At 65.3% G+C, this 14,299-nt stretch carries 14 protein-coding genes; 6 read left to right on the forward strand and 8 right to left on the reverse strand.

Annotated elements, in window-relative coordinates; genetic code table 11:
• Nucleotides 1-295 precede the first annotated feature (295 nt).
• The 5 genes from K3724_RS07555 (at nucleotide 296) to K3724_RS07575 (ending at nucleotide 6,064) form a co-directional block, all read left to right on the forward strand.
• Nucleotides 296-3,100 (forward strand): bifunctional [glutamine synthetase] adenylyltransferase/[glutamine synthetase]-adenylyl-L-tyrosine phosphorylase, encoded by a 2,805-nt coding sequence (locus tag K3724_RS07555; protein WP_259991489.1) that lies wholly within the window; start codon nucleotides 296-298, stop codon nucleotides 3,098-3,100.
• Entirely contained in the window at nucleotides 3,084-3,353 is a 270-nt protein-coding gene (locus K3724_RS07560; RefSeq protein WP_259991491.1) for a hypothetical protein, read from the forward strand. Before K3724_RS07555 ends, K3724_RS07560 begins: the two co-directional genes overlap by 17 nt.
• Before the next feature lie 190 nt (nucleotides 3,354-3,543).
• Nucleotides 3,544-4,212, forward strand: coding sequence for a DUF6778 family protein (locus tag K3724_RS07565; RefSeq protein ID WP_259991494.1), 669 nt, complete (start codon nucleotides 3,544-3,546; stop codon nucleotides 4,210-4,212).
• A gap of 83 nt (nucleotides 4,213-4,295) precedes the next feature.
• On the forward strand, nucleotides 4,296-5,510 hold the full coding sequence (locus K3724_RS07570; RefSeq protein ID WP_259991497.1) for an RSP_2647 family RNA methyltransferase: 1,215 nt from the start codon (nucleotides 4,296-4,298) through the stop codon (nucleotides 5,508-5,510).
• Between the two features lie 5 nt (nucleotides 5,511-5,515).
• Nucleotides 5,516-6,064 (forward strand): RSP_2648 family PIN domain-containing protein, encoded by a 549-nt coding sequence (locus K3724_RS07575; protein ID WP_259991499.1) that lies wholly within the window; start codon nucleotides 5,516-5,518, stop codon nucleotides 6,062-6,064.
• A 49-nt stretch (nucleotides 6,065-6,113) separates the two neighbouring features.
• Here K3724_RS07575 and K3724_RS07580 read toward each other — a convergent pair whose 3' ends face one another.
• The 5 genes from K3724_RS07580 to minC form a co-directional block, all read right to left on the reverse strand.
• Nucleotides 6,114-6,800 carry a M48 family metallopeptidase gene (locus K3724_RS07580; RefSeq protein WP_259991502.1) on the reverse strand — a complete coding sequence of 229 codons (687 nt, stop codon included), beginning with the start codon at nucleotides 6,798-6,800 and terminating at the stop codon, nucleotides 6,114-6,116.
• 31 nt (nucleotides 6,801-6,831) lie between these two features.
• Nucleotides 6,832-8,274, reverse strand: coding sequence for an HD-GYP domain-containing protein (locus K3724_RS07585; RefSeq protein ID WP_259991504.1), 1,443 nt, complete (start codon nucleotides 8,272-8,274; stop codon nucleotides 6,832-6,834).
• A gap of 141 nt (nucleotides 8,275-8,415) precedes the next feature.
• The gene (gene minE, locus K3724_RS07590) at nucleotides 8,416-8,679 is read right to left on the reverse strand and encodes a cell division topological specificity factor MinE (protein WP_259991506.1); all 264 of its coding nucleotides are present in this window, start codon (nucleotides 8,677-8,679) and stop codon (nucleotides 8,416-8,418) included.
• A 3-nt stretch (nucleotides 8,680-8,682) separates the two neighbouring features.
• Nucleotides 8,683-9,501, reverse strand: coding sequence for a septum site-determining protein MinD (gene minD, locus K3724_RS07595; protein ID WP_205877415.1), 819 nt, complete (start codon nucleotides 9,499-9,501; stop codon nucleotides 8,683-8,685).
• A gap of 55 nt (nucleotides 9,502-9,556) precedes the next feature.
• On the reverse strand, nucleotides 9,557-10,321 hold the full coding sequence (minC, locus tag K3724_RS07600; RefSeq protein ID WP_259991509.1) for a septum site-determining protein MinC: 765 nt from the start codon (nucleotides 10,319-10,321) through the stop codon (nucleotides 9,557-9,559).
• 438 nt (nucleotides 10,322-10,759) lie between these two features.
• Here minC and K3724_RS07605 point away from each other — a divergent pair, with 438 nt between their 5' ends.
• Complete coding sequence (locus tag K3724_RS07605) at nucleotides 10,760-11,128, forward strand: hypothetical protein (protein WP_259991512.1); 369 nt, start codon at nucleotides 10,760-10,762, stop codon at nucleotides 11,126-11,128.
• Nucleotides 11,129-11,378: 250 nt separating this feature from the next.
• Here K3724_RS07605 and K3724_RS07610 read toward each other — a convergent pair whose 3' ends face one another.
• From K3724_RS07610 to K3724_RS07620, 3 genes are read right to left on the reverse strand one after another with little or no spacing between them, the layout of a single operon-like run.
• Nucleotides 11,379-12,563, reverse strand: a complete 1,185-nt coding sequence (locus K3724_RS07610; protein ID WP_259991514.1) for a VWA domain-containing protein — start codon at nucleotides 12,561-12,563, stop codon at nucleotides 11,379-11,381.
• Between the two features lie 21 nt (nucleotides 12,564-12,584).
• On the reverse strand, nucleotides 12,585-12,752 hold the full coding sequence (locus tag K3724_RS07615; RefSeq protein WP_259991516.1) for a hypothetical protein: 168 nt from the start codon (nucleotides 12,750-12,752) through the stop codon (nucleotides 12,585-12,587).
• Nucleotides 12,753-12,785: 33 nt separating this feature from the next.
• Nucleotides 12,786-14,147 carry a DUF2927 domain-containing protein gene (locus tag K3724_RS07620; protein WP_409201417.1) on the reverse strand — a complete coding sequence of 454 codons (1,362 nt, stop codon included), beginning with the start codon at nucleotides 14,145-14,147 and terminating at the stop codon, nucleotides 12,786-12,788.
• Between the last annotated feature and the right edge of the window lie 152 nt (nucleotides 14,148-14,299).

Below are 14,299 nucleotides of genomic sequence, written 5' to 3' on the forward strand. Positions count from 1 at the left end.
CGGCAGAGAATCGCACGGTCATGCTCCCGATACACAAGCCGGGCAGGTGACGGCACTGCAAAATACGCAATGTCCCAAGCAGGGCCGGGGTGCTTGCAGCACAGCCCGGCATCCCCTGTTAACAAGAAACTCTTTACAACGAAACGGCCCCGGGAACCGGAGCATGACCGTGTATTAACGATATCTTTACTTGGCCTGTTTATCCATTCAGGTTTTCCTGACCTTAGGTAAACCTGTGCCGGGCAGCGGCAATTCGGCCATTGACGCGCCGCTGCGGCGGGAACAGTCTCGGCGCATGACCACAGCCCTGAATATCTCCCGCATTCCCCGCCCCTTTGATCCCGGCCTTGGCGCCGAGGCGCGCAGCCTGGTGCCGGAACTGTCCGGCGCCTTTGCTGAACTGGTGGCAGGCGCCTGCGGCTCCAGCCCGTATCTTAAGGAGCTGACCGCGCGCGAGGCGGCCTGGCTGCCGCAGGCGCTGCAGGATCCTGACGCCGCGCTGGCAGCGGTCTTTGCAGACTGCCGGGCGCTAGAGGCGGCACAGCTGAAACCGGGCCTGCGCCAGGCCAAACGGCGACTGGCACTGCTGACGGCGCTTTGCGACCTCAGCGGCGGCTGGAGCCTGGAACAGGTGACCGGGGCGCTGACGGACTTCGGGGCGCTTTGTGCGGATGTGGCTATCAAGGCGGAAATCGCCACGCTGATCCGCCGCAAGAAACTGCCGGGCCTGACAGAGGATGATGTGGAAACCGCAGGCGGGCTTACCATTCTGGCGATGGGTAAAATGGGCGCGCATGAGCTGAACTACAGCTCTGATATCGACCTGATCTGCCTGTTCGATGAAACCCGGTTCGACCCGGATGACTTCTTTGAGGCGCGCCAGGGCATGGTGCGCGCAACCAAGAACATGTGTGCCGCCCTCAGCGACCGCACCGGCGACGGCTATGTGTTCCGCACCGACCTGCGGCTGCGCCCGGATCCGGCGGTCACCCCTGTCTGCCTGGCGATGGAAGCGGCCGAGCGGTACTATGAAAGCCTGGGCCGCACCTGGGAGCGCGCCGCCTATATCAAGGCACGCCCCTGTGCGGGTGACATCGCGGCTGGGGAGCGGTTCCTGACCACCCTGCGGCCCTTTATCTGGCGCCGTCACCTGGATTTCGCCGCCATCCAGGACGCCCATGACATCCGCCTGCGCATCCGCGAGAACAAGGGTACCGGCGGCGCCCTGCATGTGCCGGGCCACGATATGAAGCTGGGCCGCGGCGGTATCCGCGAGATTGAGTTCTTTACCCAGACCCGCCAGCTGATCGCCGGCGGGCGCGACGAAAGCCTGCGACTGCGCGGCACCGTCGAGGGGCTGGCCGCCCTTGCAGACAAGGGCTGGGTGCCGCCGGGCACCGCGGAAACCCTGTCGGCCCATTACCGCGCCCACCGCGAGGTTGAGCACCGCATCCAGATGGTGCATGACGCGCAGACCCACCAGATGCCCAAATCCGAGGACGGCATTGCCCGTATCGCCTGCCTGATGGACCGCGATCCGGCGGAGCTGACGGCACAAATCAGGGACCGGCTGACCGAAGTGCATGAGCTGACCGAGGGATTCTTCTCGCCCGGCGGCGCGCCAGCCGCAGCTGACACCGCAGAGGACACCGCCAAGCTTGACGGCGCCATCATCGCCCGCTGGCCGACCTATCCGGCGCTGCGTTCTTCCCGCGGGGCGCGGATATTTGAGCGGCTGAAACCAGAGCTGCTGTCGCGCGTCGCCAAAACCGCCAAACCGGCCGAGACCCTGGTGGCGCTGGACGGTTTCCTGTCCGGGCTGCCGGCCGGGGTGCAGCTGTTCTCGCTGTTCGGCGCCAACCCGCAGCTGATCGATCTGCTGGTGGATATCGCCGGCACCTCGCGCGAGCTGGCCAGTTTCCTGTCCCGCAATTCCGGGGTGTTTGATGCGGTGATCGGCGGCTCCTTCTTTGATCCCTGGCCGGGAGCAGAGCAGCTGCGGGCGGAACTGAAAAAACGGCTGGCGCAGGAAGGCGACTATGAGGCCCGGCTGGATGCCACCCGCCGCTGTTGCAAGGAATGGCACTTCCGCATCGGCGTGCACCACCTGCGCGGGCTGACAGACGGCCATCAGGCGGGTGTCCAATACGCCGAACTGGCCGAGGTGGTGATTGCCGGCCTCGCTCCGGAAGTGGTGGCGCAGTTTTCCCGCAAACACGGCCCCGCGCCAGGGCGCGGCGCGGCGGTTCTGGCGATGGGGTCGCTGGGGGCAGGGCAGATCAATTCGCAATCCGACCTCGACATGATCGTGATCTATGACCCAGGCGACGCGGAGATGTCCGAAGGCAAGCGCCCGCTGGCCACGCGGCCCTATTTCGCCCGGCTGACCCAGGCCTTTGTTACTGCGCTCTCGGCCCCGATGGCGCAGGGTAAGCTTTACGAGGTCGACATGCGCCTGCGGCCTTCGGGCAACCAGGGGCCGGTGGCGGTCAGCCTGGCCGGTTTTACCAATTACCAGCAGAATGAGGCCTGGGTGTGGGAGCATCTGGCGCTGACCCGGGCGCGGGTGGTTGCGGGCGAGGCCGTCCTTGCTGCCGAAATCGAAACCTTCCGTGCGGCTTTCCTGGCCCAGCCGCGGAATCTGGCCAAGGTGCTGCAGGAGGTGTCGGAAATGCGCGTGCGGCTGGCCGCCGCCAAGGCGCCGTCAGGCCTGTGGGACGCTAAAAACGGCGCCGGGCGGATGATGGATATCGAGCTTTTGTCGCAAGCCGGCGCGCTTACTTCCGACTCGGTGGCGCGCGATGTGGCTTCCGGCCTGCTGGGGGCTGTCGCTGCCGGATGGCTGAATGACGCGGATGCAGAATACCTGACCGCCAGTTACCGGCTATTCTGGTCGGTGCAAAGTGCCGCGCGGCTGCTTTCCGGCAAAGCCATCGAGGCGGAGACGATCGGGGAGGGCGGTGCGCAGTTCCTCTGCCGCACCACCGGATATGCCCGGCTGGATGCGCTGGAGCAGGAGCTGCAGGCCCGTTACAAACGCTGTGCGGCGCTGATTGCAGAGGCCTTGGAAAGGGATGGGGCGGATGAAGGGCAGCACTGAACAGGACCCGCGCGGTCTGATCTATGAATCCTACCGGATCGACGGCATTACCAGCGCGCAATGCCGCAGCATTTTCTTTGATTGGGCGTTGGGCATGGACGCGGCCCGCGACAGCCGGAAAGATGTCAGCGCATTGCTGGAGATGTACGGCAGCGCAGATCCGGACCATCCGATGACCGCAGTGCTGCGCGACGGGCTGGAAGGCAGCGCCACACCGCGCCGCCGCGGCGGCTGGCGCTCGCGGGAACGCTGACGGCAGCATCCGGACGGGCCAAAGCAAAAGTTACCGGCCCGTCAGTGTTATTGGTCCGTCAACATTCGTTAAATTTTCGCTAAATTGGACCTAAATTGTCCCAATTCTGCCCCGATTGACCCGCATCTTGCTGTTGAACCCGCCAACCGGACCCTGACCTGGCGGCTGAAAAACGGTAAGGAGCAGAGCCATGAACATCTTCCGCAGCCTCGCATTCGTCTCCCTCGGGCTGATGGTGTCCGCCTGTGCCTCGGTGGACGTGCCGTCGCGCAACCTGCCGTTCGAGCCGGTGCCTGACGCGGCGGTGAACGTGCCCGACGGCTATGAATCTCTGCCGCAGGTGGATCCGGTGCCAGCCTTGCGGGTCAGCCGCGTTACCGTCGATGTGCCGCGCAGCCTCTCCGTTTCCGAGGCCAACAGCTATTTGCCCAAAGGCGATATTGTCTGGCGCGAGGATCCTTACGGTGACCGCCACGCCCAGGTGCAGGCAATCGTGCAGCGCGCCATGGAGGCCGGCAGCACCGGCATGGGCGGCGCGATCGAGGCCGATCTGCATATTGAACTGCAGCGCTTTCACGCCTTGACCCAAAAGGCCCGCTACACCACCGGCGGCATTCACGCCATCACCTTCAAGATGCGGCTCACCGATCCGGCCACCGGTGCCCTGCTGCGCCCGGAAAAAACCATCGAGGCCGATCTCAAGGCTTTTGGCGGCGCCCGCGCCCTGGAAGCCATGTCGCGCGGCCAGACCCAGAAAGTGCGCATCACCGGCCACCTGGCCAATGTGGTCCGCCAGGAGCTGACCAAACCCGGCAGCTACCGGAACCCGCGCCTGGGGCTGCTGCAGGCGCTGCAATAAAGCCAAGGCGCAGCGGCAAAGTTCTGCGGGAAGGGGCCATGCGGCCCCTTTTCCTGTTCCGGGCTTACGGCTATGAGGGACCCATGACAGCCTCCTCAGATGCGCATCAGCGCCCCCGCGTGAAAATGAAACCCAAATCCAACGCCCGCGCCATCCGGCACGGGTTTCCTTGGGTTTATGCCAACGAACTGGTGACCGACCGCCGCACCCGCAAACTGGCGCCCGGCACCTTGGCGGTGCTGGAAGATGAGGCGCAGAACCCGCTGGGACTGGTGTCGGTGAACCCGGACAGCAAGATCATTGCCCGGATGCTCGACCGCGATCCGGAAGCGCAGATTGATCAGGCCTGGTTTGCGGCCCGCCTGTCCCGCGCGCTGGAGATGCGCGAACGCCTGTACAGCGCGCCCTTCTACCGGCTGGTCCATGCCGAATCCGACGGGCTGCCCGGCGTGGTCATCGACCGGTTCGGCGCCGCTTGCGTGGTCCAGCCCAACGCCGCCTGGGCCGAGATGCATCTGGACATGCTCACCGCGGCGCTGGCGGATGTGACCGGCGTAGAAGTGATCCTGAAAAACGCCGCTGGCCGCACCCGTACCCTGGAAGGGCTGGACGATCAGAACCAGACCCTGCTGGGCGAAACGCCCGCCGCACCTGTGCCGGTGCAGATGAACGGCGCCACCTATATGGCCGACCTCACCGGCGGCCAGAAAACCGGGCTGTTCTTCGATCAGCGTGAAAACCATGCCTTCGCCGCCCGCCTCACCGGGCAAGGCGCCAAGGTACTGGATGTATTCTCCCACGTCGGCGGCTTTGGCCTGGCGATGCTGGCAGGGGGTGCCGCGCACGCCACCTGCGTCGACGGCTCTGCCGCCGCACTTGAGCTGGCGGCCCGGGGCGCCGAAGCCAGCGGCCACAAGGACAGGTTCACCGCCCGCCAGGGCGATGCGTTCGACGTGCTGGACGCGCTGCAGAAGGAAGGCGAAAGCTTCGACGCCGTTATCTGCGACCCGCCTGCCTTTGCGCCATCGAAACAGGCGCTGGAGGCGGGCTTGCGGGCCTACGAACGCATTGCCAAACTGGCCGCCCCGCTGGTCAAACCCGGCGGTTATCTCGGCCTGTGCTCCTGCTCGCACGCGGCGGATCTCGCCAAATTCCGCAACGCCTCTGCCCGCGGCATCGGCAGATCCGGCCGCCGCAGCACGCTGATCCACACCGGCTATGCCGGCCCTGACCACCCGCAGCTGCCGCAGCTGGCCGAAAGCGGCTACCTTAAGGCCGTCTTTTTCCGGCTGGACTGATGGGGATGAAGCTGCTCCTGGACACTTGCGTGCTTTACCCGACGGTGATGCGGGAGATGCTGCTGGGCGCGGCCAGGCTGGGGCATTTCACCCCGCTCTGGTCTGCGCGCATCCTGGGCGAATGGGAGCGCGCCGCGCTGAAACTCGGCCCCGAAGGCGCCGCACAGGCCAAGGCCGAGACCGCTCTGATCCGCACCAATTGGCCCAAGGCCGAAGTGCCCGCATCTCCGGGCGTTGAATCCCGCCTGTGGCTGCCGGACAGCGCCGACATCCATGTGCTGGCCGCTGCCATCACCGGCCACGCCGACGCAATTGTTACCCTCAACAACAAGGACTTCCCCCGTCACACCCTGGCCGAGGAAGGCCTGGAACGCATCGGCGCGGACGAACTCCTCTACCGCTTCTGGCTGCAGGACAGCGCGGGCATGGAGGCCTTGGGCAGCCAAGTCCTGGCCGAGGCCAACCGCCTGTCCGGCGGCAGCTGGGAGATCCGCCCGCTTTTGAAAAAGGCGCGGCTGCCGCGTCTCGCCAAGGCCTTGTCTTCTTCTTTGTGAAAATACTCCGGGGAGTTTGAGGGGCCGGCCCCTCAAGGCCGCAACGCTCTCAGCCCTTGGCCCATTTCGCTTCCAGCCGCTCCAGAGCGGCGATGCGTTCTTCGGTTTTCGGGTGGCTCATCAGCCAGGCCGGTGCCATGCCCGCGCGCGCTTGGGTCAGCTCTTCCAGTTTGGTGAACAGGCTTTTCTGCGGCGCCAGGCCAATGCCCGCCTTGGTCAGCAATGCGGCGGCATATTCATCTGCCTCATACTCATCGCCGCGCGACAGCCGCGCTGCGATCAAACCTGTCAGCACCCCGGCTATCCACGGACCGATAAAGGGAATGTAGCGGCCCAGGATCATCATCAGCGCCGTGCGCAGGGCGTTTTGGCCGGAGAAATCGATCATCCGTTTCTTCGCATGTCCCAGCGCCACATGGCCCAGCTCATGGGCGATCACCGAGGCCAGCTCCTCGGCACTGACCTCGCCGCTTTGATACTTGCGGTAGAACCCGCGGGTGATGAAGATCCGCCCGTCCGGCGCCGCCAGCCCGTTGACCGGATCGACCTCATAGATATGCACCGGAATGCGGGCAACCTCCAGCGCCGCCGCCAGCCGGTCGGTCAGCCCTTTCAGCCGCGCATCCGCCAGCTCGGTTGAGCGCTGGTCCAGCTCACGGTGGGTGCGCCAGATCGAAATCCGGTACATCACCAGGCCGTAAGCGACGGCCAGCAAAATGGGCAAAAGGCGCAGCATGCTTCAGATATGGGGGCTGACCCTGCCAGGCTCAAGCGGTTTCTGCAGGATCCGCTGCCGCCCATCCGCTTTCCTGCGGCAGGCTGTCCTGGTCCGACGGCCAGCCGCTGGCCGTGACCGCGTCCTGCAGAGCGGCATAGCAGTCCGGATCAATTCCAGGCCCTGACAGCTTGTCCATGATTGCATAGGCCTCGTCCAGCGGCAGCGCTGCACGATAGGGCCGGTCCGCGGTGAGCGCGTCAAAGATATCGGCCACCGCCAAAATCCGCATCTCCTGGCTCAGCTGGCCGGCGTTCAGACCGTAAGGATAGCCTTTGCCATCCAGCCGCTCGTGATGCGCCGCGCTCACATCCGCCAGCCCGCGAAAGGCGAAAATCCGGCTCAGCACCTGATGGCCCAGCACCGGATGCTGTTTCATCCGGGCAGTTTCCGCCTCGGTCATCTTGCCCGGCTTGTCCAGAATGGTGTTCGGGACCCCCAGCTTGCCAATGTCGTGCAGCAGCGCCCCCCGCACCATCCAGCGCCGCTGTTCCGGGGTATAGCCCAGCTGATCGCAGATCATGCCGGTGTAGCGCGCAACCCGCCGCGAATGGCCGTGGGTGAACGGGCTTTTGGCGTCGATCACCAATGAAAACGCCTCGCTGATTTCATCCAGGTAATCCTCATCCACCGGATGAATGTGCCGGGCCTGCGGGGTGGCAAGCACTTCTGCTTCCAGTCCGGGGTCCCACAGGTCCGGCAAAAAGCGCGGCCGGCGGATCACCGAGGTGAAGACCGGCACCAGATCCGGATCGAACCATGTGCCCGCACGCCGCTCCAGCTCGGCTGCGGCGCCCTCGATCCCCCGCTCGGCGGCAAAGACATCCACCACCTGCGCCATCAGCGCTATGCGCGAGAACAGCGGGATTGCATCGCCCGCCAGGCCCTGCGGCAGGCCACCGCCGTCCCAATGCTCATCCAGGCCGGCGATGCCTTCGGCCACAGCTTCGGAAAACCGCATCTGCCGGGCAATTGCCGCGCCCCGGTTGCAGCGGGTGTCGATCATCTCTGCGGCAATGCTGCTGTTCCTAGCCAGCACCCGTTTCAGGGTCTTCAGCCGGATCCAGGCCGCGGCGCCGCTGGCCGTGTTGCGCCACAGGAACCCCAGCCCCTGGCGCAGGCCGTTCACTGTTTTGAAATCGCGTTTAAAGGACAGGTCGTCGGTCTTGTACAGCTGGCAGATGCGGGCGGCATTGGAACTGCAGCCCAGATCCTTCATCAGCAAGGTGAAATAAAGGTCGGAGCGCGCCTGAGGCGCCATCCTCAGCTCTGCGGCCACCTGCATGCCGATCCAGCAGCAGCGCAGGCAATGCCCCTTGGGCTGGCCTTCGGTCATGTCCAGCGCATGGCTGAGCGCGCCAAGAAGCTCCCCCAGCCGCAAGGTTTCCTGGGGGGCGGCACCGGCAAGGTGCGAATTCTGATTAAAGATAGTCATGGGCCTTCTGCGCGATAGATGCGGAAGGCCCATGACACCACGGGCAGGCTTAACCTGCCCTTACCCCGGCGCGGGCGGGTTGGGGAATTCGCGCCGGAATTTATTAAAACTGCCGGGACATGCACTGCCCCGCCGGGCAGTTCAGTTCATGCCCAGCTTGCCGGGAAACTCGATGTTGATCTCCAGGCTCGACAGCTCATCGCCGCGTTCCATGCGGATGTCGATCGCCTCGTCGCCGATCTGCATATGGCGGCGGATCACTTCCAGGATATCGCGCTGCAATTGCGGCAGGCAGTCGGGGCGGACACCGCCGCTGCTGCTGCGTTCATGCGCCAGCAGGATCTGCAGCCGTTCCTTGGCAGTGCTGGCCGAGGCTTTGCGGGGGCGGAGGGAAAAACCGAACATGCTCTACACCGCCCGTCCGAACAGCCGCTGCAGCAGGCCGGGCCGCCGGTCGGCGGCAATCCGCATCTCAATCTGCTCACCGATCAGCCGGCCCACCGCGTCCTCATAGGCGGTGGCCGCCGCAGAAGGGTCATCCAGCACCACGGGCACGCCGAGATTGGAGGCCCGCAGCACTGCCTTGCTTTCAGGGATGATCCCCAAAAGCGGCTCTGCCAAGACCTCCAGCACATCCTCCACCGTCATCATTTCACCGTTGCTGATGCGGGATTTGTCGTGACGGGTAATCAGCACATGCGCTTTGATTGGCTCCGCACCGGCCTTGCCCGCCCGGTCGGTGATGCTGTTCAACAGGCCCAGCACCCGGTCGCTGTCGCGCACCGAGGACACTTCGGGGTTGGTCACCACAATCGCCTCATCGGCAAAATGCATCGCCATCTGGGCGCCGCGTTCAATGCCCGCAGGGCTGTCGCAGATGATATAGTCGAACTCCTGACGCAACTCTTCCAGCACCTTCTGGACGCCATCCTTGGTCAGCGCGTCCTTGTCGCGGGTCTGCGAGGTCGGCAGCACCGACAGCGTCTCCAGACGCCGGTCGCGGATCAGCGCCTGCTTCAGTTTGGCGTCGCCCTGAATGACATTGATAAAGTCGAACACCACCCGGCGTTCACAGCCCATGATCATGTCCAGGTTGCGCAATCCGACGTCGAAATCGATCACCACCGTCTTGTGGCCGCGTCGCGCCAGCTCGGCGCCGACGGCAGCGGAGGTGGTGGTCTTGCCAACGCCGCCCTTGCCCGAGGTGACCACGATCACCTTGCCCAGCGGCTCTTCCAGTTTCAGGTCCTTGCTCATCGTTCTGCCTTCCTTATCCCTGCGCTCATCCCAGGGGCTCCACACAAAGCCGTCCGTCCTGCAGGAACACCTGCACAGGGCGGTTCAACAGCTCCGGTTCCAAATTTTCGCTTGTCCGGTACAGCCCGGCGACTGCCAGCAGTTCGGCGTCCAGGCTGTTGCAGAAGATCCGCGCCTCCTCGTCACCCTCGGCGCCAGCCATGGCGCGGCCCCGCAGGCGGCCATAGACATGAATGCTGCCGCGCGCAATCAGCTCGGCACCGGAACTGACCGGCCCGACCACCACCAGATCGCCGCCCTCGGCCACAACTGTCTGGCCGGACCGCACCGGCTGGGTGATCAGCCGGTTCTGCGGCGGACGCAATTTCTTGGGCAATTCCCGCCGCGTACCGGGCCGGGCCGGGCCTTCGGTGTTCAGCGGTGCATCCTTGCCGCTGGCAATGGTGATCAGCCCGGCATCTTCGGCGGCTGCGGTTTGCGAGGGCGAGGCGTTCTGCACCCCGAACACTGCCAGGCCGCGGCTGCGCAGGCTGTCGGCCAGTGCGCGCAGCTCAGCCGGGCGGGTCAGCCCCGGCGCCTGGGCCAGATCCAGGATCAGCGGCGCACCGTCAAAGAAATGCAGACTCCAGCGCAGCTGCGCGTCAAGCGCCGCATAAAACGCCTTGTCCAGCGGCCCGTCTTCGGGGCGCAGCGCAACGGCGGTGAAATACCGCCCGCGGATCTGAAACGGCTTTATGGCGGCGGCGGGGGCACCGCCACGGGGAGGGATGTCTTGATGCGGCACGCTCACGCGAGGCTCCTGCTCGGGGATTGCGGCCTTTGTATTGCCGCTTGTTCTTTTCCTTACGGATAGCGGTTGCGGGGCGGCCCGTTCAACCGGTGCAAGCCCGCCTCGGCGGACATGCGCCGGATGCCGTTTTCAGCGGCGGAATTCCGCGGGAAGACTGCTTCAGGTTGTGCAGAAAAGGATTGCCGTCCCAGCTGCCGGGGCAGGAGGCATGCCCAGCCCCCAGCCCCCAGCCCCCAGCCCCCAGCCCCCATCCAGCACCAGCGGCGGCGGCACAGCGCCGCGGGGCGCGATGAACAGTGCCGGGGTAACGTCGCACCAGCCGCAGCCTCTGCGGCGTATTTGCCAGTGGTGCCCTTCGGCTTGGCATGGTTTGAATGGGCTGCCAGGTTTCACATTTGACCGGCGGTATTGATTTTATTAAGAAATTGGAGAATTGCGATGCAGTGGACTTTACTTGCGGCGTCAGCGCTGGCGGCCCTGTGGATGGGTGTTCACGCTTGTATCGGGGGCCGGGAATGTGCGGTGCCGTTGGCACAGGACCGGCAGCTGCCGGATGTCGTGCGCGAAACCACCTTGTTCTGCTGGCATCTGGTGACCGGCTACCTGGGCCTGATGGCTCTGTTCCTGTTTCTCGGCGCCCGCGGCTCGGCTGACATGGCGCTGGCGGGAACAGCTCTGGCGGCGGTGACTGCGGCGATCGGAATTGTGGTGCCGCCGCTGCGCCGCACTGGCTATGGGCTGCTGCCGCAAGGCTGGCTGTTCGTGCCGGTCGCGGCTTTGGGCGGCTGGGGGCTTTGGGGCGTCTAGCAGCGGAAATGCGCAGATTGGCGACGCAAAGCGAGGCTCCCGCCCGTCCGGCCTGCATCTGAAATGCCGGCCTCCCGGTTGGGCCCGGCGCCGGACCTTAAGGTCCGGCGCGCATCCTGCCTTTGCAGGATGCCATGCCCAAGGCTGCCAAGGGGTGCTGGCGCCAGCCGGCGCATCTGCAGGCGCGGGAGGGCCGCTGAGTATTGCGGTGCCCGACCGGTCTGGCCGGCCGGATGCCAGGGCGAAATGCCTAGCGCGACAGTTCGCGCATGCCGCGTTCCAGCCCGTCCAGCGTCATCGGAACCATGGCGCCTTCGAAAATCTCCCGGATCATACCAATCGAATGGGTGTAGTCCCAGTATTTCTCCGGCACCGGGTTGATCCACAGGTTCGCGCCCCAGGCGTCGCGCGCGCGTTGCAGCCAGACCTGGCCCGCTTCCTCGTTCCAATGCTCATTGGCACCGCCGGCATATGCGATCTCATACGGGCTCATCGAGGCGTCGCCCACAAAGATGCATTTGTAGTCCGGCCCGTATGTGCGCAGCACTTCATGGGTCGGGGTCTTTTCACCCCAGCGCCGACGGTTGTCGCGCCACACGCCCTCATACAGGCAATTGTGGAAGTAGTAGTATTCCAGGTGCTTGAACTCGGTCCGCGCGGCTGAGAACAGCTCCTCCACCACCTTGATATGCGGATCCATCGAGCCGCCCACGTCCAGAAACAGCAGGACCTTCACCGCATTGTGCCGCTCGGGGCGGGTCTTTACATCCAGATAGCCGTGTTCGGCAGTGGAGCGGATTGTGCGGTCCAGATCCAGTTCTTCATGCGCGCCCTGGCGGACCCAGCGGCGCAGCCGTTTCAGGGCCACCTTGATGTTGCGGGTGCCCAGTTCGACATCGCCGTCCAGGTTCTTGAATTCGCGCTTGTCCCAGACCTTGACCGCGCGCTGGTGACGGCTTTCCTTCTGGCCGATGCGCACGCCCTCAGGATTGTAGCCATAAGCGCCAAAGGGCGAAGTGCCCGCGGTGCCGATCCACTTGTTGCCGCCCTGATGGCGGCCCTGCTGGTCCTTCAGCCGCTCCTGCAGCGTCTCCATCAATTTCTCAAAGCCGCCCAAAGCCTCAATCTCGGCTTTCTCCTCTGCGCTCAGATGTTTTTCCGCCATCTTGCGCAGCCAGTCTTCGGGGATATCGACGGCTTCCATCACGGCCTCGGCCGGAATGGCCTCCAGCCCTTTGAATGTGGCGGCAAAGGCGCGGTCGAACTTGTCGATGTTGCGCTCGTCCTTCACCATCGCTGCACGGGCGAGGAAGTAGAACACCTCGATATCATAGGTCGCCAGCCCCGCCTTCATGCCTTCAAGGAAGGTCAGATATTCCCGCAGGCTGACAGGAATCGCCGCCTTGCGCAGGTTTTCAAAGAAGGGCTGGAACATGGCAGGGCCTTTGCTGAGCAGTTACGCCAGCACCCGGTGGGTCAGGATGGTTGCCAGCAGGCCGATCATACCAAATACGATGGCATAGACAGCCCCGTATTGCAGCATGTCCAGGGTATTGCCGCCACGTTTGCGGGCCTTCATTACGCCAATAAGGGCGCCCAGCACCAAGCCGGCAATTACGATCATGGTCTTATCCGTCTGTTGTCTCGTGTTGCAGGATCAAGGGGCAGAGGGGCGCAGCGCGGCAATTTCTTCGAGCCGGGCCTCGACCACCCAATCCGGGCCAAACCCGTAGCGCGCCCATCCCAGGCTGTCCAGCCTGACCCGGCGCGCCTCCACCGCGCGGCCCTGCAACTCCAGCGCTTCGGCCTGCAGCATCAGCAGGGTCGACAGCAGGGCGGCGTTCTCATGTTCGGCCGCGGCTGCCACAGCAGGGGTCAGCCGCGCCAGCGCGGCGCCCCCGTTGCCGGTGGCAATCTCATAGGCCGCCAGCTGCACCGCCAGCTTGGCCTGGTGCATCCGGGTGCCGGGCAGACCTTGCAGATATGTCTGCGCAGTCAGGAAATGCTGCAATGCCAGCTCGGGTTGGCGGACATGCAGCATCCGGCCCAATGTGTAATGGCTCAAGGCCCGGCGGTGGTCCTGCCAGCCCAGATCGCGGGCAATTGCCGCGGCCGTGTTGGCGGCGCGCAGCCGGTCCCGCAGCGAGGCTTGCGGCCCCAGCGCCTGCTCATAGGCAGCGACCCAGGCGCGCGGGGTTTCCGGCAGCCATTGTGCCGCGGTGCGCGCGCCGCGCGGGTTCAGCCGTGCCAGCACCGCAGGCAGCCGCGCGGCGACCTCGGCCCGGCTCATGCCGGTATGCAGCTCGGGCGCATAGGTGGCGCGCAGGATCAGCATATCAAAGCCGGTCAGCACCGCGTGGATATTGTCGTCGTTGAAGATCGAATCCGGCAGCCGGTACAGATCATTCAGCGGACCAAGCGCCTGGGCCAGCTCCTCGTGCAGGCAATCGCGGACTTCCTGCGGGCTGACGTCATTGGGGATGAAAACCGCCAGCTTCTCGCGGCTGCGCAGCAGCGACCAATTGGTGCGCGGGCTGCGCCGGTTGCGCCGGTACTCACGCAGCGACGAGACATTGGGCACCACGAAACAGGCGGCCTTGGGCAAGGCCCGGCGGATCTCGGCGCGGGAAACCGACTGGATGGTGATACTGGCCTCGCCGCCGGACACCCGGCGGACCGGGATCCCGGCCTCGGTCTGCAGCCGGGCCAGCAGCGCGCTTAGATCGCGGTTGAAACCCGGGGCGGGCGTGCCGGTCACCCGCAGGGTGATCGGGGTCTCGAACCGGGTGAACTGGGGCAGGGTGCTGCCGCCTTCCAGCCGGAAGTGCAGATCCAGAAAATCCCGGGCAATATCAGCGTTGGAGCGCTGCGGCGGCTGCGCGCGGCCGGCGGTGAAGACCTTGACCGGCGGCAGTGCAACCGGCGCGGCTGCGGCGCGGGTCGGCGCCGTGGCCCGCCCGTCGGGGGCAGCGCAGGCGGCCAGCACAGCCACAGCAAGCCCGGCCACCGCGCCCCGCAAAACGCGCAGGCCGACAGGCCTGGCGGCGGGCTGCCAAACAAGGCGGCGGACAGAGATGTGTGAAACCGGGGCAGCGTCAGCGGGCACTCGGGGCGTCTCCTATCAGCCCGGGCTGTGCTGCCCGGTTCTGTTTCCTCTGATAGGGGAATGCG

This window comes from Leisingera sp. M658, from assembly GCF_025144145.1.
Taxonomy (GTDB): Bacteria; Pseudomonadota; Alphaproteobacteria; order Rhodobacterales; family Rhodobacteraceae; genus Leisingera.